This window comes from Streptococcus sp. ELY_86, assembly GCF_058314495.1.
The window spans coordinates 507993-528560 of record NZ_JBZFUK010000001.1; the positions used below are offsets into that span (position 1 = coordinate 507993).

Sequence of the window (20568 nt, forward strand, 5' to 3'; positions counted from 1 at the left end):
AAGCCGATTTGATTAGCAATCAGCTTTAATTGAAATTATTTTTAATCTTTTAACTGTTCAGCCTCTAAGTCTAAGGCTTATGAGCTGCAATGAGAAACTGCAAGGGCAGCGTGTCCTGTGCCTCTTTAAGAACATAGCCGCCGGAACCTTTCTCCATATTTTCCCCTTTAAAAAGGTTGTCCCTTTTCTAAACGCTCTATCTGCTCCTGAAGCTGCTTGCGGGTTTCTTGCGGACGGCCGTTGTTGTCAATAATGACCTGAGCTAATTTTTTCTTATTCTTTAAAGGCATCTGCGCAGCAATCCGCTTGAGAGCCTCATCACGGCTGTAATGATTGCGCTCCATCAGCCGCTTTAGCTGCTTATCATCATCAACATAGATTAGCCAGATTTCATCAAACCAGTCTTGATAGTCCAACTCATAAAGAAGCGGAATATCCATGAAAAAAAGAGGCTCTTTAGCAGCCAAAGCATCACGCCTGCGGGCTAATTCGTCGCGGATAATCCGATTTTGCAGCTTAGCAGATTTCTCTTGATTTTCCTCAGTCGAAAAAATAATTTGAGCCAATTTGACTCTGTCCAGCTGACCGTCCGCTGCTACAATATCGGTTCCAAAGGCAAAAATAAGAGCCTGATAGAGCCTGCCGCCTTTTTTTTGCAGATCATGCACTACCTGATCAGCATCAATCACCTGATAACCGGATCGACGGATTTGCTCAACGACTGTTGACTTACCGGAAGCAATACCGCCTGTAATTCCAATAATTTTGCTCATCTTTTTTGACACTTGGGACAAAAATGACTGCCCCGTCCTCCCACTTTTATCTTTTGAATCTCTGTTCCGCAGCGCGAACAAGGCTCGCCAGCTCGGCCGTAAACCTGCAAATACTGCTGCATGGTGCCGTCTTCACCCAGAGCATTGCGATAAGTGCGAATAGTCGAGCCTCCTTTTTCAATTCCCAGCTGTAAAATGCGGATGGTCTCATCATGCAGGCGTTTGATTTCCGCCTTTTTGAGACTGCCCGCCGACCGTTCCGGATGAACCTTAGCTGACCAGAGCACCTCATCCGCATAAATATTGCCCAGACCGGCAACCAGCTTCTGCTCTAAAAGAAGCGGTTTAATGAGTTTTTGGGAAGATAGCAGAGCCCGCTCAAAAAGCGACAGCTTAAAGTCTGTTTTGGTCGGTTCGGGCCCGATTTTCTTTTTGACAAAATAAGCCTCTTCAGCTGATTTGGCCAAGAGCTCAAAGGTCCCAAACTTGCGAACATCCTGATAAACCAAGGTTGAGCCATCATTCAGCTCAAAAAACGCGTGAAAATGTTTATTCTCAGGCACTTGTTCAGGAAAGAGAAGATACTTGCCTTCCATGCGCAGATGCGAAATCATAATCTGCTGTCCAAAATCAAAGATCAAATATTTCCCGCGGCGGCGCATGGAGTGAATGGTTTCTCCCGGCAGATTCATCTCAAAGGCATCCAAATCCGTCCTAACCATTTTAGGCACATGCACATCTGCTGACACAATCTTCTTGCCGACAATCAGGCTTTCTAAGCCGCGCCTGACGGTTTCAACCTCTGGTAATTCCGGCACTGTTTCCTCCTTAGCTCTGCTATTCCCAAAAAACTAATCCTTCAGCCCCAGCAAACGTCTGGCATAGATAACCTGACCCGAATGCATAGCTGCATCATCAATGATGGAGACCAAGCGGGCACCGCGAGTAACCGCAGGTGTCCAAGAGTCATCCACAATGTCAGCAAGAGCAGCTTCATTCAGCGACTTAAGGTAGTCTTTAGCAAGATTGGCAGCTGCTTCCAGATAACCCAGCGCAATACTCAGGTCATCCACTTGGACTTTTTGGGCTTCCTCCAACGTGTGGCACCAGTCTTGCGTGTCATCCGGCAAATCTAAGTTAAACTTTTCCTTCCAGCCCTGAGCCAACCAAATCGGTTCTGTACCTGCTAAATCTGAAATTTGAAAATCAAGTTCACGCGCCGTGTGCCAAGCCAGCCAAGTCATGGATTTAATTTGACCTGAAACTTCAGCAGCTGGGAAACGATTAGCCTCGTCAGCCGTCACTCCTTCAAATAGCCGTTCAAACCGTTCCTGTGCACGGTCAACACTTTCTACTAACATATCTAAATAAGTCATAACAACCTCCTTTAATCCGTTATGAAGACGTCAAACAAATAAACAGAGGGAGCTTAGCCAGTTGCTGTTTGTTATTAATACTCCTTCTTATTATAACCGAAGTCAGCCAAGTCCAGCTTTTTATCGCGCCAGTTTTTCTTGACCTTGACCCAGGTTTCAAGGTAGACTTTGTCACCCAGCATGAGTTCAATGTCGCGGCGTGCCATCTTGCCGATTTTTTTGAGCATGGCTCCTTGCTTACCGATGATAATCCCTTTTTGACTGTCACGCTCAACCATGATGGTCGCACGGATATGCACCTTATCTGTTTCTTCGTCGCGTTTCATGGATTCGATAACCACAGCAACTGAGTGCGGAACTTCCTGCTCTGTCAATTTGAGGATTTTCTCGCGGATCATTTCAGACACCAAGAAGCGTTCCGGATGATCGGTAATCTGATCCTCAGGGAAATACTGGAAGCCTTCTTCCAAATTGTCCTTGAGAATGGTCATGAGGGTTTCCACATTATTGCCCTGAAGCGCTGAAATGGGAACTATTTCCTTAAAATCCATCTGCGAACGGAAATCATCAATCTGCTCTAAAAGCTGATCCGGGTGAACCTTGTCAATCTTATTGATAACCAGAATAACAGGAATCTTGGCGGCCTTGAGGCGTTCCATAATCATGTCATCGCCCTTGCCGCGTTTTTCATCAGCAGGAACCATGAAAAGAACAGTCTCAACCTCACGCAGGGTCGAATAGGCTGACTCTACCATAAAATCGCCTAGAGCCGTTTTAGGCTTGTGAATCCCTGGTGTATCAATAAAGACGATTTGCTCTTCGTCTGTTGTATAGATTCCCATAATTTTATTGCGCGTTGTCTGCGCTTTATCACTCATGATGGCGATTTTCTGTCCCATGACATGATTGAGAAAGGTTGATTTACCAACATTAGGGCGGCCTAAAATAGCCACAAAACCTGATTTAAACATAAGATACTAAGAACGCAAAAAGTAAAATAAAAATGAACAACGGCCAAGAAATCAAGATTTCCCACGGTTGGCTTTTCCCCACTTTTCAAACCGTGTCCTTTTAGAACACCAATACGTCCCTTCCTTTCTTTTTTACTTTTTCTAATCATTTGAGCTACACGGTCAGCTCAGTTTAAAGGTAACTGCATGATAAGCGCATGCTGCAGTTTATCGGCACTGCTATTAGCCAAAAATCAAATCAATAATCTTCGGTACAAAAATAATCAAACCGGTCAAAGCAGCAAAGCCCGAAATCATCAAAACAGCACCGGCAGCCATATCCTTAGCATTTTTAGCCAGCATGGAAAAGTGGTAGTCACTGGCTAAATCTACGACATTTTCAATAGCTGAATTAACAATTTCAAAGGTAATGACCAAAAAAATACTCAGTAAAAGAAAAAGCCATTCGATGACGGACACCTTAAAAACAAAGCCTGCAATAACAGCTAAAACAGCTGACACCGCATGCTTTTTCATATTGCGCTCTTCTTTGACAGCTGTAAGAATACCTGTCAGAGCGAATTCAAGGCTGGAAGTCAGAGTTCTGTTTTTCCATTTTTTTTGGCTTTGTTTATTATCTCTTAAGTCCATAGGCATTCAATATCTCTTCCTGTAGGCTGAACATTTCTTCTTCTTCTTGGGGAGTGTAATGGTCATAACCATTGATATGCAAAAAACCATGCACTGCTAAAAAGCCCATTTCACGTTCAAAACTGTGGCCGTATTCTTCAGCTTGCTCTCTGGCCTCATCAATCGAAATAAATAATTCGCCGATATAAGAGTCAAACTCCGCCAGCATCTGCGCCAATTCGGGATTTTCCGCTAAATCATCGTCATCAAAGCTAAGGTCAGACTCGGGTTTGTATTCGAGACTGATAACATCAGTAGGCCGATCCGTCTCACGGTAGAGGAGATTGAGCTCATGGCTGCGCTTGTTGCTGACAAACGTGACGGCCATTTCCTTGTCTTCTTTACCTGTCTTTTCGGCAGCAAATTCCAAAATATCCATTGTCTGCTTCTTGATATTTTCTGGAACCTTACCGGTCTCATCAATCATTTCAATATACATATCTCATGTCAAAAGGCCTCTTGCAGCAGAAATTCAGACATTCACACCTAACTAGCCAAACCGGCAGGCTGCAGCCACGGATAAGTTAAAAACTTGTCCACAATGGCGATTAAAGCTTACGCTAATTTATCTAAATTTCAAGCATTCAGTTGTGCCTGCTTTTGCATACAAACCAGCCTTATCCTTCCTGCTCTTCTAAACTTATCACTCTATTATACCATAAAGCCCTTACTTTCTAAAGAAAGGGAGTGGGAAAGAGCTCAACAAACAGCAAAAGACCCCGTCTTCCCGCCCCACAGCTCAAAAGATTCGGTAAACCTTTTGAGGCAGCAGATAAAGTCAAGTGAAATTTGACGTCAAATTGGGTTGGGACAAGAGCGTAAAATATGACCAAAACTGCCATTCCACAGTGATTCATCGCACTGTCTGCCTAATGAAAACTCTAATTGGGGAAGTTGGATTTTTTGTCCGGCCTCTTCTGATTTCTTTGCGGTTCGCAGGTTTGATGCAGCAATTAGTAAGGTTACTGTTTAATTGTCTTTAACAGCGGCAGCAGCTCAGAGCGATGCCGCAGGGTATAATCAGCATGAACTTCTGTTTGTGAGGGCAGATGGTTTCTGTGGTTGAGCCAGATTGATTTCCAGCCGGCATTATAGCAGCCGACAACATCATTATCAAAAGAATCCCCTACATAAAAAATGTCGGCCGCCGGCAGCTGCAGTCTTTGCGCTAACAAATCAAAGATTTCCCGCGACGGTTTGGCAAATCCTACAGCGCCTGAAATCAGCACATTTTCCTGAGGAATCCAGCGAAAAAGATCCAAACTGTTAATCTTTTTGAGCTGGTGCTGATGAGGGCCATTGGTAATAACCCCCATAACAATACCCGCCTGCCGGCAGTAAGCAAATACTTCTTCGAACTCCGGCGAAAGCGTCAGCTGACCCTGATAGAAACTATAGTCTGTTTGAACCATCAAAGCTTCTTGATCTGATATTTTTACACCAAAATCAGCCAGCGCCCTTTGCAAACGATAGATATGGCTGGCTTCCAGTGTCATCTCCCCTGTATTAACAGCTTCAAAAGCTTCATCCGAGTATTTTCTGCTGGCAATATAGACCGGCTCCAGCAACCTTTCTGCCAGCTCTAAATGCTTTTTCACCGCCTTTTTAAAAGGCTGAATTTGATCATACAAAGTATCATCAACATCAAAAATCAATGCTTTCATTAGTTTCTATCACCTTCAGATTTCTGCTTAATACCTTTTACCCGTATCCTTACTGATTAGTTTAACCATTTTTCCATTGGAACAACCGTATACTGCTCCTGCTTAATCTCAGCTCCTGCAGCTTTAAAACCTTGTTTCTCCCAAAATCCCTGTGACTGAGGATTCCCTTTGACATAAGCCAAGCGTGCCTTTTGAAAGGTTTTTGAAAAACGGCTTAGCGCTTCTGTGATGAGCTGACTGCCAATGCCTGTTCCCTGATAAGCTTGATCAACCATAAACAGACCAATAAATACTGTCTTCTCATCAGGATAAGCCAAGACAAAATCCATGACAGCCACCAAGTCCTGCTTATTCCAAAAGCCAAGGAAAAACTTGTCTGAACGAGACTTTCCATTGGGCAATTGCTGCATATCTTCTCTGACACTTTCCAGACTCGGCTCGGGCGGACAGTAGTGAAAATACTGGGGATTGCTTTTGTATAAGGCTAAGACAGCCGGCAAATCTGCTTCTGTCAGCATTCGACAGCTGAAATCCCCAGACAAATCCTCAATTATCATCTTCCGTCTCCTTGGCCGGCTCACCAGTGGTCTCGTAAGCAGCTAAGCCTGATTTTTCTTCTTTTGGAAAATGGCTGCGCTCCTTATCCGATGCATTTTCATAAGCATTGATAATATCAGCCACTACAGGGTGTCTGACCACATCTTTGGCAGACAGATAAACAAAATCAATCTGTTTAATCTTTTTCAGCTTTTCAGCAGCATCAACCAATCCCGATGTGACATTTTTAGGCAGGTCGATCTGGCTGATATCCCCATTGACAATCATCTTAGAGTTAAAGCCGAGGCGGGTCAGAAACATTTTCATCTGCATGATGGTGGTATTTTGCGCTTCATCAAGAATAACAAAGGCATCATCAAGCGTCCGTCCGCGCATATAAGCTAAGGGCGCGATTTCAATAATTTCGCGCTCCATCAGACGCGCCGTCTGCTCCTTGCCCAAAATCCGGTAAAGAGCATCATAAACCGGACGCAGGTAAGGATCAACCTTTTCCCTTAAATCCCCCGGCAAAAAACCAAGGCTTTCACCGGCTTCAACCGCTGGACGCGTTAAAATAATCCGCTTGACCTGTCCTCTTTTCAGAGCCGTTATGGCCAGCGTCACCGCCAAAAAGGTTTTCCCTGTCCCGGCAGGACCGATGCCAAAAACAATATCGTGATTTTTGACGCTGTCCACATAAACTTTCTGTCCCAATGTTTTAACACGGATGGGCTTGCCATAAGAATCCTTGATAATTTCCTCTTCATAGAGAGCTACAAATTTATCAATACTGCCGTTTTGCGCCATGGAAAGGGCTGTTACAACGTCTGACGTATTGATAATCATCCCCCGGCCAACTAAAACAAGCAGCGCTTCAATGGTCAGGCGGGCTGTATTGACTGCCTCCTCGCTGTCTCCGAGGATTTGTACCCGCTCTGTTCTGGCATGAATAATAACACCGAGGTGCTCTTCGATAAGTTTTAAATGGCGTTCATTGGATCCAAAAAGACTCATCATATCATCGGGATGGTTTAAGCTAATATCAACAGAATAATCTTGCAAAAGCGGCTCCTTTATCATATTTTTTAAGCAAAACATGCCAAATTGCTCTTTTCAGCCTAAACCGGCAGACAATGGCATGCATCCTTGTTTCTTCTTGCATTTGATATTATTATATCAAAAAATCACGCCGGCCGCGTGACTTTTAATGTGACAGATAATCTTCCCAAATATTGTCAAATTCACTCAGATTAAAGGAAAAATTGGCCTCATCTTCCAGATACCGGCTGACTTTTTCGAAACTGTCCGTATGTTTGGGAAAGGTTGTATCCTCAAAGACCAAATCTGCCAAAACAGCAACAGGCTCCTGACTTTTCGAATTGCGCTGCGTCATCAGCCATGTGTAAAACGATTTTCTCATTGCTTCTCCTTTTTCTTCTCTTTATCTTTGTCTTATTCTAGCAGAAAACAGCAAAAATGTCCGATCTTGACTTCTTATCAGCAAAACTCTGATGAAACTGAATAGCAAAAACTGTGTTATAATAACACTGATTATTGAAGGAGGCTCTATGCAAAATATTGTCATCATTGTCAACCAAAAATCTGGGAAAGAGAGCAAAGACAGCCTCATCCACGAGATTCAAAGTTTTTTTAAAAAGGAAGCCGGCATTGAATCCATCACTGTTCTTTCTCCCCAAAGTCCAGATGAGGCGCGGCAGTTTGCCAAAGAAGCCTGCCAAAATAAGGCGGATCTCATCATTCCTTTAGGAGGAGACGGCACCATAAACTTGATCTGTGCAGGTATATTTGAGGGTGGCGGCTACTCACGGCTTGGCATCATTCCATCTGGTACGGTGAACAATCTGGCTAAATCTCTCAAAGTACCCCTGGACCTTCCTTCCGCCCTCAGCAATCTGCTTCAGGGACAAGAAAAAGCCTTCGATATTGCCCAAGTCAATGGTGAGTACATGGTATCCAGCTTAACACTCGGCCTTATGGCCGATACGGCTTTGGGGGTAACATCAGAGGATAAGCGAAAATTAGGTCCACTGGCCTTTATCAAGGCCGGTCGAAAAATCTGGTTCCGCCAGCGCAGCTACAAACTTATCTTGCAGCATGACAGGCAGCAGCAAAAAATCAAGACCAAACTGCTCCTCATTACCATGAGCAATACCGTTGCAGGTCAGCAAGGTTTTACTCCTCATGAACATACCGATGACGGCCTCTTTAGCGTGTATTCCTTGAAAAAGCTCCATTTTCTGCGTTTCCTGTGGTTCTTCTTCATCCGCAGAGGACAGTTTAATCAATACCGTCATTGGGACCATTTTCGGACAGGAGAATTGCACATCATCAATCGTCGCAAGTCACGCGCTAAGAATCCTATTGTTCGTATTGATGGAGATACCGGCTCACGCCTTCCCGTCACTGTCACTGTCCATCCCCATGCGATTACAGCCATCGTGCCCAAATAAAGAAAGAGATTGGAAAATATCCAATCTTTTTCTTTATCCGTCATTCTGGCAAAAAATCCCAGAAAATCTGAGATATCCTTTATTTATCAATCAATTCTGTGCCCGACTGATCCTGTTTGATTTTCTTAGCCTTCATCAATCCGCCAAGGGCTTTTTTGAATTGGCCTTTGGAAATGCCGAAGGTCGCCTTGATGTCCGCAGGGGAGGATTTATCGTTAAGCGTCATAAAGCCGCCGTTAGTCTGCAGATAAGTCAGAATCATCTGACTGTCATTTTCCAACATCTCAAAGGAACGTGGTTTCAAGGAAAGGTTGAGCGTGCGGTCAGCTTGACGAAAGCCAATGACACGCGCTGTCACTTCTTCGCCCAGACGAGGTTCTGCATAGCGCTCACTGGGATGAATAAAGCCCAGCATGTTATTATCCGGCAGGTAGACAAAAGTTCCAGACAGCTTGAGACGGTAGACAATAGCCCGCAAATCTTGATTTTGCATATTATCATAAGCCGGACCAGCCAATTTCTGAAAAACAGCCGGTTCAGCAGGAATGCCCCAGATGCGGCCTTTTCTGTCTACATCCAGTTTAATGTACAATTTATCCCCTTTTTTAGGCCACAATTCTTTCAATTCCGGCAAAAGATCTAAAGAAACCACAATTTCCTTATCAGGAATCCCTGTATCTACAAATACTCCAAGATCACGGCGGACATCCGTCACCACACCCCAGCCGTAAGACGTTCGGCTCACCGCTGGAATAAGGGTCGTCAGACGGCTTTTTTGGTGCAGATCTGCATAGGCAAAACCGCTTACCATGTCACCAATCTTATGAGAACCTTCTTCTTTACTAAGTGCAAATGTTACGCCATCTGTCTGGATAAAGTAAAAGTCTGCATTTTCATCCGTTATCATGCCTGTGATAACAGTTGCCAATAATTCATTCATATCATTCCTATTTCTTTTTAGTAAAAGATAAGAGCAGGAACATGATCAAAAGCTAAAACTGTTTTGATGTGTCACCTGCCCCGTATCGTGGTTGTTATTGTTTAAGAGACTTAAAACAAGGAGAACACAGCCGGTATGGCTGACAGATCTGTCAGTCTTAAACTTCAAGCAGCTCCTTTTCCTTGTTTGCTGTCATGTCATCAATGTTCTTGACAGCGTCATCTGTTGCTTTTTGAATATCTTTTTCCAAAGATTTTAATTCATCTTCAGTGATATCTTTGCTTTTTTCTGCCTTTTTAGCTTCATCCATGGCATCACGGCGAATATTGCGGATAGCGATTTTAGCATTTTCACCGACTTTTTTTACTTCCTTGGCAAGATCGCGGCGCGTTTCCTCAGTCAAAGCCGGAATAACCAAACGGATAACAGAGCCGTCATTTGCCGGATTGATCCCGATATCTGAAGCATTGATGGCATGTTCAATGTCTTTCAGCGATGATTTATCAAAAGGTGATACCAAAAGAACACGCGCTTCCGGAACAGTGATGGACGCCAGTTGATTGAGAGGTGTCGGAGCACCGTAATACTCCACTTCAATACGGTCTAAAAGACTGGCATTGGCACGGCCGGCACGGATACTGCCGAATTCACGTGCAAGTGACTGGTGGGATTGTTCAAATCTTTCTTTTGCTTTTTCTACAATAGCATTTGCCATTTATATTCTCCTTATATTAAGATACTAAGGGCGTAAAGAAATCCGTATAAAATAGGAAACGGACACTGTGTCGCTAAGACACTAGGACGCTTATCTTTTTTACTAGGATTTTAGCCCGTGTTCAATTACTAAGATACTAAGGCGTCAGCGACACAAAGCAAAATAAGAGGTTCGACGAAGCGTCACAGGACGCTAGGAGAAACTATCTTTTTGCACAGTGTCGTAGCCGTATTCAGTTATTCTGAGTCAGAAATTTTGCTTGTGACAGTTGTTCCAATTTGTTCGCCAAAGATGACACGTTTGATATTGCCTGCCTCATTAAGATTGAAAACAACTAAATCAATATCATTATCCATTGACAGCGAGCTGGCTGTTGAATCCATAATTTTCAGCCCGCGTTTAAGGACTTCCATATGGGTCAGCTCATTGAATTTGATGGCGTCAGCATTCTTACGGGGATCATCATTGTAAACCCCGTCAACGCCATTTTTAGCCATAAGAATGGCATCTGCATCAATTTCGGCAGCTCTTAGGGCAGAAGTTGTATCTGTTGAGAAGTAAGGGGAACCAACACCTGCTGCAAAGATAACAATACGGCCTTTTTCCAAATGGCGAAGTGCCCGGCCTCTGATATAGGGCTCTGCGACCTGCTGCATGGCAATGGCTGTCTGAACACGTGTATCCACACCTACATGCTGAAGTGCATCTGCCATAACAAGGGCGTTCATAACTGTCCCCAGCATCCCCGTATAATCAGCCTGAACACGATCCATACCGGCTTCAGAAGCAGGTTCGCCTCTCCAGAGGTTGCCGCCACCGATAACCAGAGCAATCTCAACACCTGAATCATGAACTTCTTTGATTTCCTGAGCAATGGCTTGAACAGTCGGAATATGGATGCCAACTCCTTTTTCTCCAGCTAAGGCTTCTCCGGAAAGTTTAATCAATACACGATTATATTTAGGTTTTACCATCATCTGTACTCCTTATTTTATCCCTAATATTTTACCATACTTCCTTTAAAATTTATAGTATCTTTTCTGTCTGAAAGCAGGAAAGTTCAAAAAGACTGGCAGGTCTTGCTGATTTTCTATGCTATCAGATAAAAAGTCAGAACATAGCTTTAAGTACTTTCCTGTTTGCTTTCTTTTTTATACAGCCCTGAATCAGTCTGCTAAATAAAAAGACCGGAAATAACATTTTCCGGTCTTTTGATTCTCTTATAATGAACCAGCATCAACTTTGATACCGGGACCTTGAGTTGTTGTCAAAGCAAGGTTTGTAATATAAGTACCTTTTGCAGTAGAAGGTTTTGCCTTAACAATCACATCGTTAAAGGCTTTGAAGTTTTCAACCAACTTGTCCGTATCAAATGATACTTTACCGATAATTGCTTGTACGTTACCTGCTTTGTCAGCACGGTAAGTGATTTTGCCGCCTTTAGATTCTTCAACCGCTTTAGCAACATCCATGGTTACTGTACCGGTTTTAGGATTTGGCATGAGGTTACGAGGGCCGAGGATACGTCCAAGACGCCCAACAACTGCCATCATATCCGGTGTTGCAATAACAACATCAAAATCTAACCAGCCGCCGTTGATTTTTTGAACAAGGTCATCTTCACCAACGAAATCTGCACCAGCTTCTTTAGCTTCTTCAGCTTTAGCGCCACGGGCAAAAACAAGCACGCGCTGTGTTTTACCAGTACCGTTTGGCAATACCATGGCACCGCGGATTTGCTGGTCAGCTTTTTTAACATCAATGTTAAGATTGTAAGCAACTTCTACAGTTGCGTCAAATTTTGCGAAGTTCGTTTCTTTTGCGAGTGCTACAGCTTCTTCAACGCTGTAAGCTTTTGTGCTGTCGATTTTTTCGAGAGCAGCACGTAATTGTTTGCTTTTTTTAGCCATTTTATCTTCTCCTTGTAATGTGGTCATATCGATTTTCATCTCCCACGTCACTCGTCAACATATGATCAAGCATGCGGGCAATAGGATCGGTTACAATTAGTCAGTAACAGTGAATCCCATAGAACGAGCAGTACCTTCGATCATACGCATTGCAGACTCAATGTTTGCAGCGTTCAAATCTGGCAGTTTTGTTTCAGCGATTTCTTGTACTTGCGCACGCGTTACTGAAGCAACTTTAGTTTTATTAGGTTCGCCGGAACCTTTGTCAACACCTGCAGCTTTTTTCAAAAGAACAGCAGCCGGCGGTGTTTTAGTGACGAAATCAAATGATTTGTCTTCATAAACTGAGATAACAACCGGGATAATCATACCAGCTTGATCAGCTGTACGAGCGTTAAATTCTTTCGTGAATCCCATGATGTTGATTCCTGCTTGACCAAGTGCTGGTCCGACTGGCGGAGCTGGTGTTGCTTTACCGGCAGGAATTTGAAGTTTTACGACATTTTCGACTTTTTTAGCCATTATAAAATCCTCCTGTTGTGGTTCTTTCGGTAATTAAAAGATTTTTACCTCCCACAAATATGCTGTTACAGCATACTCGTCTATTATACACTTTTTTAGATAAAAATCAAGTTATTTAAACAGACAATTTCTTTTCTGCCCAATAACTGCCTCCCCAATAAAATAGGCGTTTACTTTCTTCTAAAATCGTTATAAAATATGATTATGATTATGTACAAATTTATGGCTGTGGCCTTTATTTTTCTTACCCTAATATTTTCTTATATCATTGTTTCTACCTTTCGTCTGAGGCGCTTTGGTCTAAATCTTGCGGACCTTGCGCTGCCGCTTTTTGCAGCAGAAATTGTTCTGGTATCGGCTAAGTTTTATACCCACAGTTTTCTGCCGCATTATTTGCTGGCCATGTCCATTCTTGCTCTCACCTTGGCTATTCGGCAGCTCAGAAGAAGAAAAGCTTTTTCTTTCAGGCGCTTTTTCAAATTTTTTTGGCGGGCCGGTTTCATTTTGACTTTCTTCTTTTACTTAGCAACTGTTATTGCTGCTTTTGTAGCTAAGTGACAGCACAGCATATATGAAATGAGTCTGAAGCATTATTTGCTTCAGACTCGTTTTGTATGTATTTAATTGCTTTGCAGGACCTTGCGCGGCTTGGTGCCTTCAGCCGGGCCGATGACTCCTGCTTCTTCTAATTCTTCCATAAGGCGGGTAGCTCGGTTAAATCCGACTGAGAGCCTGCGCTGCAGCATCGATGCACTGGCTTTTTGCGTTTCTAAAACCAGGGTTTTAGCTTCTTCAAAGAGCGGATCTCCTTCAGAAGCACCGCCATTGCTGTCAGAGCCTTCATTTTCAGAGACTTCTCCCGGATCAAAGCTGTCATCGTAGTCCGCACCGGCCTGTTCTTTGATAAAGGAGACAATGCGTTCGACATCATCGTCTGAAATAAAGGAGCCTTGTAAGCGAACCGGATGATTTTCATCAATCGGCTTAAAGAGCATATCACCGCGGCCAAGAAGTTTCTCAGCACCGTTTTCATCCAAAATGGTCCGGCTGTCTGTCCCGCTTGAGACTGCAAAAGCAATTCGGCTGGGAACATTAGCCTTGATAAGGCCTGAAATAACATCGACAGACGGCCTTTGTGTCGCCAGAATCATATGAATACCGGCTGCACGCGCCTTTTGTCCTAAGCGGATGATGGCATCCTCAACTTCTTTGCTGGCTACCATCATAAGGTCTGCCAATTCATCAACAATAACAACCAAAAGCGGCAGCGGCATGTGTTTGGTTTCTGAGTGACGGTTAAATTCTTCCACCTTGGCATTATAGCCTGCGATATTGCGCACGCCGAAATGGCTGAACAGTTCGTAGCGATTTTCCATTTCATCGACAACTTTTTGCAGGGCTTTGCTGGCCTTGCGCGGATTAGTCACAACGGGAATGAGCAAATGGGGAATGTCATTGTAGACAGACAGCTCAACCATCTTAGGGTCAATCATCATAAATTTGACTTGATCGGGCCGGGCCTTCATCAAAATGCTGGCAATAATACCATTGACCGCCACTGATTTCCCGGAACCTGTTGAGCCTGCCACCAAAATATGGGGCATCCTCGCCAGATCAAAAGAGCGGACAGAACCGTTGACTGCCTTACCTAAAGGCACTTCAAGCAATTTATCAGGTGAGGTTTTAGCCTGCTCCCAGAGTTCACGGAAGGTGACAGTTGCAACCTCAGAATTAGGCACCTCAATACCAACTAATGATTTGCCGGGAATAGGTGCTTCAATGCGGACATCCTGAGCAGCCAAAGCCAGAGCCAGGTCATCTGCCAGATTAGAAATGCGGTTGACACGGACGCCGACAGCCGGCTTGACTTCATACTTGGTTACCGATGGGCCGATTTCAGCACGTTCAACACCGGCTTTGATCCCAAAGCTGGCAAAGGTTTCTTCCAGTATCTTGATATTATCACGAACAAGCTTTTTCTCCTTGCTTTGATTTTTAGGCTTGTCCTTGGCAAATAAATCAATTCCGGGCAGTTTATAATGAAGATTTTCCTTTGGTGTAAAATCAACTTCCAACGGTTCATCTGAGTAATCCTCTTCAGCGGCAGCATTTTCATCCGGCTGAGCAGGAGGCATTTCTTCAAAAACTTCAGCCTCGTCATTTGGCTGATAGCCGATAATTTCAGGTTCTCTATGAACCTGACCGTCAAAATCATCCAAATCAATCGTCTGAGCCTGGTCTAAAACTTCTCCTGTTTCTAAATCAATAGCCGCATTAATTCCATGGTCAGCTCCAGCCATTTCCTGTGCTGTTTGAGCAGCCTCCAACTCAGCCTGAAGGCGCTCTTCTTCTTTCTCGGCAAAGCGTCTTTCACGACGTTCTTCGCGTTTAGCTTGGAATTTAACATAGGCTCCTTTGAAAAAGTCCATGACATCATAAACATCCCAAGGACTCATGAGAAAGAGCCCTAAAAGGATAAACAGACCGCCTATTAGGAAAGATCCGATATTAGAGAAAAGAAAGGCAACCGGCATATAAAAGAGTGCCCCTAAAAGACCTCCGCCGGCAAAATTAGCCACACGAAAATTAGTCAAGTCACTCAAGACGATGGCAAGGGTCGCTTTAATAACATTTTGCCCTGCCATACCGGCCATAGAAAAAAGGTAGGCCTGCCATTCCAAAAGTAAGCCCAGCATGGTAACAACAAAGCCTCCAACCAGACCATCATACTTGCGCAGCCATTTTGTCCCGAACAGGTAAATCAAAACAGCAAAAATAAGCGGGTAAGCAAGGCTTCCCACCAGCAAACGTATCATATTATAGGCAGTAATCCCGACCCGCCCTAATTTAAAAACAGCAAAAAAGAGGACAAAGGCTATGATAAAGGCAGCCACCATCCGTTTTAACGCTTTTTGCTTTTCTAATTCTGCTTTTGTCGGACGGCGTGTTTTCCGTCCCTTTCGTTTATTCTTTGCTTTAGCCATGATGTTATTATACCATTTTTATGGTATTTGGGGAAAGAACTGCCATTCCCTTTTTCTAAATTTATGACAGATGCCAGAGATACTGTAGGAAAGCATGAACACTGCCTTTTACCCCACAGGCAAAAATTTAGCAGGAGAAGCAGTTCTCAGACTGTTTTTATGGTAAAATAGAGCTATCTTTCAAAAACAAGGAGCAATGATGAAAAAATTTTTGAGTCTCATTTTGATAGCGGCTGTTTTTTTAGCAGGCTGTGAAAGCATGGATCGTGCAATTAAAGGAGATAAGTATGTTGATAACAGTATTGCCAAACAAAAAGCTGAAAACAAACTGAAAAAATTAAACAAGGCCAATTTCCCGCAGCTGTCCAAAAAGGTTGCCAAAAATGAAGCCCAGGTTCAAATCAAAACATCAAAAGGGGACATTACCGTCAAGCTTTTTCCAAAATACGCTCCTTTGGCTGCTGAAAATTTCCTGACCCATGCCAAAAACGGCTACTATAACAACCTGACCTTCCACCGTGTTATCGCCGATTTTGTTGTTCAGGGCGGCGATCCTAAGGGCGACGGCAGCGGCGGCGAATCTATCTGGAAAGGCAAGGACAAATCAAAAGATGCAGGCCAAGGTTTTGCCAATGAAAGTTCAAAATATCTCTATCATCTAAGAGGCGCCTTAGCTATGGCCAATGCCGGTTCCCACACCAACGCCAGTCAGTTTTACATTGTCCAAAACAAGGCCAACCAAGCTAAGCAGCTGTCCTCCGAGCTCTACCCGCAAAAAATAATCAACGCCTATAAGCATGGAGGAATACCAAAACTTGACGGCAACTACACGGTCTTTGGACAAGTTATTAAAGGCATGAAAACCGTTGATGCTATCGCAGCAGTCAAGACTGATCAAAACGGTAAGCCTGAGGAAAAAGTCGTTATTAAGACGATTACCGTTCTTAAAGATTATAAATTCTCGAAATAAAAATAAAGCAGCTCGATGGCTGCTTTTAATTATATCCCAGATTCTCAGAAAAGTGCTTCAACGCCTAAACGGAGACAAGGAAAATCGACATACCTTAGCTTTTATTTTTTTAATTTAATAAAGCCACATATATACAAAACTATCGCCAAAATGATAAATGAGATGACACCTATCAAAAAATATTTCATAACTGATTCCTTACCAACATGATACTAAATATTCACCAGCTCCGCTAATTGCTCCTGTGACTGACCCTCCTGCTCCAAGTGCCAAGCCACTGCCAAGCCAACCAGTTGCTGTTTTCAGCCCATTGATTGGGATCACACTCATAAAACATCCAAAAAATCCAGAAGAACCTGAGCCGAACGCTTGCCGGCTTCCAGGATAAATTCGTCAAAGGTAAGATTGGCATCATGCGCTGCGGTATCGCTCATGGCACGGATAACTACAAAAGGCAGCTGAGCTGCGGAGGCTGCCTGAGCCACTGCGGCTCCTTCCATTTCTACGGCTTCCACTTGCGGAAAATGCTCTTTTACAAAATCAGTTTTATCTTTACCGGCCATAAAGGAGTCACTGCTGGTAATTAAACCGACCTTACTCTTGATGTGCTGCTGCGCCAGAACTTTCTCGAAGGCCGAAACAAAACTTTTGTCAGATTCAAAATAAAGAGGCTGTTCTGACATCTGCCCAAAAGCATAGCCAAAAGCCGTCAGGTCAACATCATGGTAGGCAAGCCTGTCTGCCACCACCACGTCACCAATCTCTAAATCCGGCACCAAAGCTCCGGCAGAGCCCGTATTGATAAGCGCTTCAACAGCGAAATGATCGGCTAAAACAGCGACGCTCATAGCGCTCATCACTTTGCCGACACCGCTTCTCACAAGGACAACATCATGTTTGCCCAGCCGGCCGCTGTAATAGGTTCGTCCCAAACAAACTTCTTCTGTCTTTTGATTTAGCTTTTCCAGAAGAAGTTTTAATTCCTCATCCATAGCCGCGATAATTCCAATTTTCATTTTCGTTTCCTTTAGAGTTTAAACACTGCGTAAATAAGAACAGCCAAAAGCAAGGCAATACCGATTAAAATCCAGTTGAGCTTAGACTGAAATTCACCGCGTTTAGCATTTTCTATACGGCGGCTCTTGATGATAGGATCTTCATCATACTCATCAAAATCAAAATCGTCATCATAGTCACTGTCAATGTCACTCTTGCTATAATCAGAAACAGCTGCTCGGTCTGTCTGAATGACAATGGTTTTTTCCGGATCAAAATCCTCTTTATCATCAAATTTTTCGCCGTGATTAGCACGCGCAATCATTTCATCTGTTAAAAGCGGTTTTCCCATAACATTTCCTCTATTTATTATTAAAATGCAAGGCAAAATACTGCAGAGCAATCAGGGTTTTAGCATCTTCAATATCTCCTGATGCCACCAGTTCCATGCATTCGTCATAAGTTAATTCCAGCAGTTCAATCACCTCATCATCATCCTGCGGACGAGGATTTGCGACTTTTTTAAGGTTTGTTGCCAGATAAAGTTTTATTTTTTCATTACAAAATCCGATAGCGGTATAAAACTCATAAATCAGCTCCAAATCGCCCGTATAAGCCGTTTCTTCTTCCAATTCACGCAGAGCAGCTGCTTTTTCAGTACCATTTTCACCGATCTCAAGTTTCCCCGCCGGAATTTCATAGGAGATTTTTTCAATTGCCTTGCGGTACTGCTTGACAATAACCAGTTTATTGTCCGGCGTAACAGCCAGAACAGAAACGGCTCCCCGATGAAAAATCAACTCGCGTTTTGCTGTTCCCAAGTGATTGGGCAGCTCAACATCATCAACCGTAACTTTAAAAATCTGGCCATCAAAAATCTCCTGACGCTTGATGGTCTTTTCTTCGAATTCCATGAACATCTCCTAATTATTATCCGGATGGTGAGGCTTTTTCTTGGCATAGCCTTCCTTATTGACCTGACGGCTGCGCCCAATCGCAACGCTGTCTGCCGGAACATCCTCATGAATAGCCGACCCGGCCGCTGTCAGTGCATTGTCTCCTACTTGAACAGGAGCAATGATCGTTGAATTGCTGCCAATAAAAACATGGTTGCCAATCGTTGTTTTGTATTTGTTTTGACCGTCGTAATTGACCGTGATCGTTCCTGCACCAAAGTTGACATCGTGACCAACTTCGGCATTGCCAATATAGGTCAGATGCCCTGCTTTTGTGTCCTTGCCCAGAGTTGAGGCCTTGACCTCAACAAAGTTTCCTACGTGAACATTTTCTTCCAAGACAGCATCCGGCCGCAGATGAGCATAAGGCCCCACAGTAACATTGCGCTCAACCTGCGAAGACTCAATCATGGAATTGGTAATCACAGCATTCTCACCGATAACTGAATCAACAATATAGGTGCCATTGGTCAGAACGGCTCCCGAAGAAATTTTTGTCTGCCCTTTAAGCGTGACGTTCGGCTCAATAACAACATCTGCTGCAATAGCAACATCCGCATCAATATAGGTGCTGTCCGGATTGATAAAGGTAACACCATTGACCATGTGGGTACGGTTGATGCGCCGGCGCATAATTTCTTCGGCTTTAGCAAGGGCGACACGGTCATTGACCCCTAAACTTTCATTGAAATCACGAAGTTTATAGGCGCCAACTTTTTCATCGGCTGCTTTAAAGATACTGATGACATCTGTCAGATAATATTCGCCCTGAGCATTGTCCGTATTGATTTCTTTTAAGGCTTCAAAAAGGCGTTTATTATCAAAAACGTAAGTGCCTGTATTGATTTCTTTGACCTGCTGCTCAAACTCAGACGCATCCTTTTGCTCAACAATCTTAGTGACTTCCGCATTTTGATTGCGGATAATCCGGCCATAGCCAAACGGATCAGCGGCTTCTGCCGTTAAAATCGTAGCCACATTTTTATGATTTCTGTGGTAATCCACCAAATTTTTCAGGCTGTCTCCCGTAATCAGCGGCGTGTCCCCGGCAATCACAAGAGTTTGTCCGTCCAAGCCGACTAATTCTTCTTCGGCCATCATGACTGCGTGTCCTGTTCCCAGCTGTTCTGTCTGCATGACAAAATCAGACTGGTCTGCCAAAACATCTTTAACAAGATCTGCCTTATGTCCGATAATTGTTACATTCTTTGCAGGATTCAAAGCAGAAACACTGCGAAAAACATGCTCTAACATTGTAATTCCCGCAACCTTATGCAAGACCTTGGGAAGATCTGATTTCATTCGAGTGCCCTTGCCTGCAGCAAGGATAATAGCGTAATTATTCATAAAATGTCCTTTGTAAAAAATAATACAGCAAAAATGTTCATTTTATTATAGCACTTTTCTAATCATTTGTTAAATTAGGGTGCATAGACCAAACGGAATTCCTCAAGAACAATCAGGCTGTCTTGCGTAAATGTCAGCCCTGCCTCTTTAAACCACTGCGTAAAAAGCTGCTGATGACTATCCCGCCACCAAGCCAGAGTCCGGTCGCCTTCACCTTCTTTAAAAGCATGTCCAGCTGACACCTCTTTGAAAGGAACGACTGTAACTTTGGTGACTTCAATGATGCAGATAGCCTCATCATGACTGTCCAAAATAACATCATAACTGCCTTCCTGAGGAAGCAGCTCACCGTCCGCTGCATACAAATCATAGGCAGAAGCAGTTGCTGTTTTCCTTCCTTTCAAAACCAACTGCGCCAGTAAATCGGGTTCTGCTCCAAAAGCCCAGGCATCAATAGTATTGCCGATAGCCGGGTTGAGCGTTTTATACTGATTCCATAGTTGTTCTGCATTCATGCCTACCTCCAATTTATAGCTCACAGCTTGCTTAACAATTCCCAGAAAATAAGCTGTTTTATGAGCTTGGTAAGAAAGATTCTGATACTGAAACTGAATCTTTTCTCACCTAAGTAAATCTGCTACTATTATACATTATTTCAGATAGACACAAAAACAATCATTTAAAATACTGCTGTTCCCAGCGATTACCGCCTCAAACCGAAAATCTGTATCTTGACAACAAAAAAGTGAGGTTCAAATATTTCTAGG

24 protein-coding genes are annotated in these 20568 nt (G+C 43.5%); 3 read left to right on the forward strand and 21 right to left on the reverse strand.

Annotated elements, in window-relative coordinates; translation table 11 throughout:
• Positions 1-167 precede the first annotated feature (167 nt).
• The 10 genes from coaE to AC4HAN_RS02460 all read right to left on the reverse strand — a co-directional run bounded on the left by coaE (position 168) and on the right by AC4HAN_RS02460 (position 7410).
• Entirely contained in the window at positions 168-773 is a 606-nt protein-coding gene (gene coaE / locus AC4HAN_RS02415) for a dephospho-CoA kinase (protein WP_491090969.1), read from the reverse strand.
• The gene (gene mutM, locus AC4HAN_RS02420; protein ID WP_491090970.1) at positions 770-1591 is read right to left on the reverse strand and encodes a DNA-formamidopyrimidine glycosylase; all 822 of its coding nucleotides are present in this window, start codon (positions 1589-1591) and stop codon (positions 770-772) included. Before mutM ends, coaE begins: the two co-directional genes overlap by 4 nt.
• 33 nt (positions 1592-1624) lie before the next feature.
• A complete protein-coding gene (locus AC4HAN_RS02425) occupies positions 1625-2149 on the reverse strand; it encodes a DinB family protein (protein ID WP_491090972.1) in 525 nt (174 codons plus the stop codon).
• 74 nt (positions 2150-2223) lie between these two features.
• Positions 2224-3120, reverse strand: coding sequence for a GTPase Era (gene era, locus AC4HAN_RS02430; RefSeq protein ID WP_491090973.1), 897 nt, complete (start codon positions 3118-3120; stop codon positions 2224-2226).
• Positions 3121-3342: 222 nt separating this feature from the next.
• The gene (dagK, locus tag AC4HAN_RS02435) at positions 3343-3750 is read right to left on the reverse strand and encodes a diacylglycerol kinase (RefSeq protein WP_027976511.1); all 408 of its coding nucleotides are present in this window, start codon (positions 3748-3750) and stop codon (positions 3343-3345) included.
• Positions 3734-4228 (reverse strand): rRNA maturation RNase YbeY, encoded by a 495-nt coding sequence (gene ybeY, locus AC4HAN_RS02440; RefSeq protein ID WP_491090975.1) that lies wholly within the window; start codon positions 4226-4228, stop codon positions 3734-3736. Before ybeY ends, dagK begins: the two co-directional genes overlap by 17 nt.
• A 523-nt stretch (positions 4229-4751) precedes the next feature.
• The gene (locus AC4HAN_RS02445; RefSeq protein WP_491090976.1) at positions 4752-5453 is read right to left on the reverse strand and encodes an HAD family hydrolase; all 702 of its coding nucleotides are present in this window, start codon (positions 5451-5453) and stop codon (positions 4752-4754) included.
• Positions 5454-5509: 56 nt separating this feature from the next.
• Positions 5510-6007: a GNAT family N-acetyltransferase gene (locus tag AC4HAN_RS02450; protein WP_491091122.1), complete on the reverse strand. Its 498-nt coding sequence runs from the start codon at positions 6005-6007 to the stop codon at positions 5510-5512.
• The gene (locus tag AC4HAN_RS02455) at positions 6000-7052 is read right to left on the reverse strand and encodes a PhoH family protein (protein ID WP_491090977.1); all 1053 of its coding nucleotides are present in this window, start codon (positions 7050-7052) and stop codon (positions 6000-6002) included. The genes AC4HAN_RS02450 and AC4HAN_RS02455 overlap by 8 nt, the downstream gene beginning before the upstream one ends.
• A gap of 142 nt (positions 7053-7194) precedes the next feature.
• Positions 7195-7410, reverse strand: coding sequence for a YozE family protein (locus tag AC4HAN_RS02460; RefSeq protein ID WP_491090978.1), 216 nt, complete (start codon positions 7408-7410; stop codon positions 7195-7197).
• A 148-nt stretch (positions 7411-7558) separates the two neighbouring features.
• Between AC4HAN_RS02460 and AC4HAN_RS02465 the strand changes: the two genes are divergently transcribed.
• Positions 7559-8461, forward strand: coding sequence for a diacylglycerol/lipid kinase family protein (locus tag AC4HAN_RS02465; protein WP_491090980.1), 903 nt, complete (start codon positions 7559-7561; stop codon positions 8459-8461).
• A gap of 79 nt (positions 8462-8540) precedes the next feature.
• On the opposite strand, the gene AC4HAN_RS02470 is transcribed toward AC4HAN_RS02465, so the two are convergent.
• From AC4HAN_RS02470 to rplK, 5 genes are all read right to left on the reverse strand, one after another.
• Positions 8541-9401 (reverse strand): CvfB family protein, encoded by an 861-nt coding sequence (locus tag AC4HAN_RS02470; protein ID WP_491090982.1) that lies wholly within the window; start codon positions 9399-9401, stop codon positions 8541-8543.
• Between the two features lie 157 nt (positions 9402-9558).
• The gene (frr, locus tag AC4HAN_RS02475) at positions 9559-10116 is read right to left on the reverse strand and encodes a ribosome recycling factor (RefSeq protein ID WP_491090983.1); all 558 of its coding nucleotides are present in this window, start codon (positions 10114-10116) and stop codon (positions 9559-9561) included.
• Between the two features lie 236 nt (positions 10117-10352).
• On the reverse strand, positions 10353-11090 hold the full coding sequence (pyrH, locus tag AC4HAN_RS02480; RefSeq protein ID WP_075346575.1) for a UMP kinase: 738 nt from the start codon (positions 11088-11090) through the stop codon (positions 10353-10355).
• A gap of 246 nt (positions 11091-11336) precedes the next feature.
• Positions 11337-12026 (reverse strand): 50S ribosomal protein L1, encoded by a 690-nt coding sequence (rplA, locus tag AC4HAN_RS02485; RefSeq protein ID WP_491091123.1) that lies wholly within the window; start codon positions 12024-12026, stop codon positions 11337-11339.
• Positions 12027-12122: 96 nt separating this feature from the next.
• Positions 12123-12548: a 50S ribosomal protein L11 gene (gene rplK, locus AC4HAN_RS02490; protein ID WP_491090984.1), complete on the reverse strand. Its 426-nt coding sequence runs from the start codon at positions 12546-12548 to the stop codon at positions 12123-12125.
• A gap of 204 nt (positions 12549-12752) precedes the next feature.
• Here rplK and AC4HAN_RS02495 point away from each other — a divergent pair, with 204 nt between their 5' ends.
• Positions 12753-13106 carry a DUF3397 family protein gene (locus AC4HAN_RS02495; RefSeq protein ID WP_491090985.1) on the forward strand — a complete coding sequence of 118 codons (354 nt, stop codon included), beginning with the start codon at positions 12753-12755 and terminating at the stop codon, positions 13104-13106.
• Positions 13107-13168: 62 nt separating this feature from the next.
• Here the strand turns inward: AC4HAN_RS02495 and AC4HAN_RS02500 are convergent, their stop codons facing one another.
• On the reverse strand, positions 13169-15532 hold the full coding sequence (locus AC4HAN_RS02500; protein WP_491090987.1) for a DNA translocase FtsK: 2364 nt from the start codon (positions 15530-15532) through the stop codon (positions 13169-13171).
• A gap of 199 nt (positions 15533-15731) precedes the next feature.
• Between AC4HAN_RS02500 and AC4HAN_RS02505 the strand changes: the two genes are divergently transcribed.
• The gene (locus AC4HAN_RS02505; RefSeq protein ID WP_491091124.1) at positions 15732-16502 is read left to right on the forward strand and encodes a peptidylprolyl isomerase; all 771 of its coding nucleotides are present in this window, start codon (positions 15732-15734) and stop codon (positions 16500-16502) included.
• 326 nt (positions 16503-16828) lie between these two features.
• On the opposite strand, the gene AC4HAN_RS02510 is transcribed toward AC4HAN_RS02505, so the two are convergent.
• The 5 genes from AC4HAN_RS02510 to AC4HAN_RS02530 form a co-directional block, all read right to left on the reverse strand.
• The gene (locus AC4HAN_RS02510; protein WP_491090988.1) at positions 16829-17518 is read right to left on the reverse strand and encodes a 5'-methylthioadenosine/adenosylhomocysteine nucleosidase; all 690 of its coding nucleotides are present in this window, start codon (positions 17516-17518) and stop codon (positions 16829-16831) included.
• An 11-nt stretch (positions 17519-17529) separates the two neighbouring features.
• A complete protein-coding gene (gene macP / locus AC4HAN_RS02515) occupies positions 17530-17850 on the reverse strand; it encodes a cell wall synthase accessory phosphoprotein MacP (protein ID WP_491090989.1) in 321 nt (106 codons plus the stop codon).
• Positions 17851-17860: 10 nt separating this feature from the next.
• Positions 17861-18412: an NUDIX hydrolase gene (locus AC4HAN_RS02520; protein ID WP_491090991.1), complete on the reverse strand. Its 552-nt coding sequence runs from the start codon at positions 18410-18412 to the stop codon at positions 17861-17863.
• A gap of 9 nt (positions 18413-18421) precedes the next feature.
• Positions 18422-19801: a bifunctional UDP-N-acetylglucosamine diphosphorylase/glucosamine-1-phosphate N-acetyltransferase GlmU gene (gene glmU, locus AC4HAN_RS02525; protein WP_491090992.1), complete on the reverse strand. Its 1380-nt coding sequence runs from the start codon at positions 19799-19801 to the stop codon at positions 18422-18424.
• Positions 19802-19875: 74 nt separating this feature from the next.
• The gene (locus AC4HAN_RS02530) at positions 19876-20316 is read right to left on the reverse strand and encodes an ASCH domain-containing protein (RefSeq protein WP_491090994.1); all 441 of its coding nucleotides are present in this window, start codon (positions 20314-20316) and stop codon (positions 19876-19878) included.
• Positions 20317-20568 lie beyond the last annotated feature (252 nt).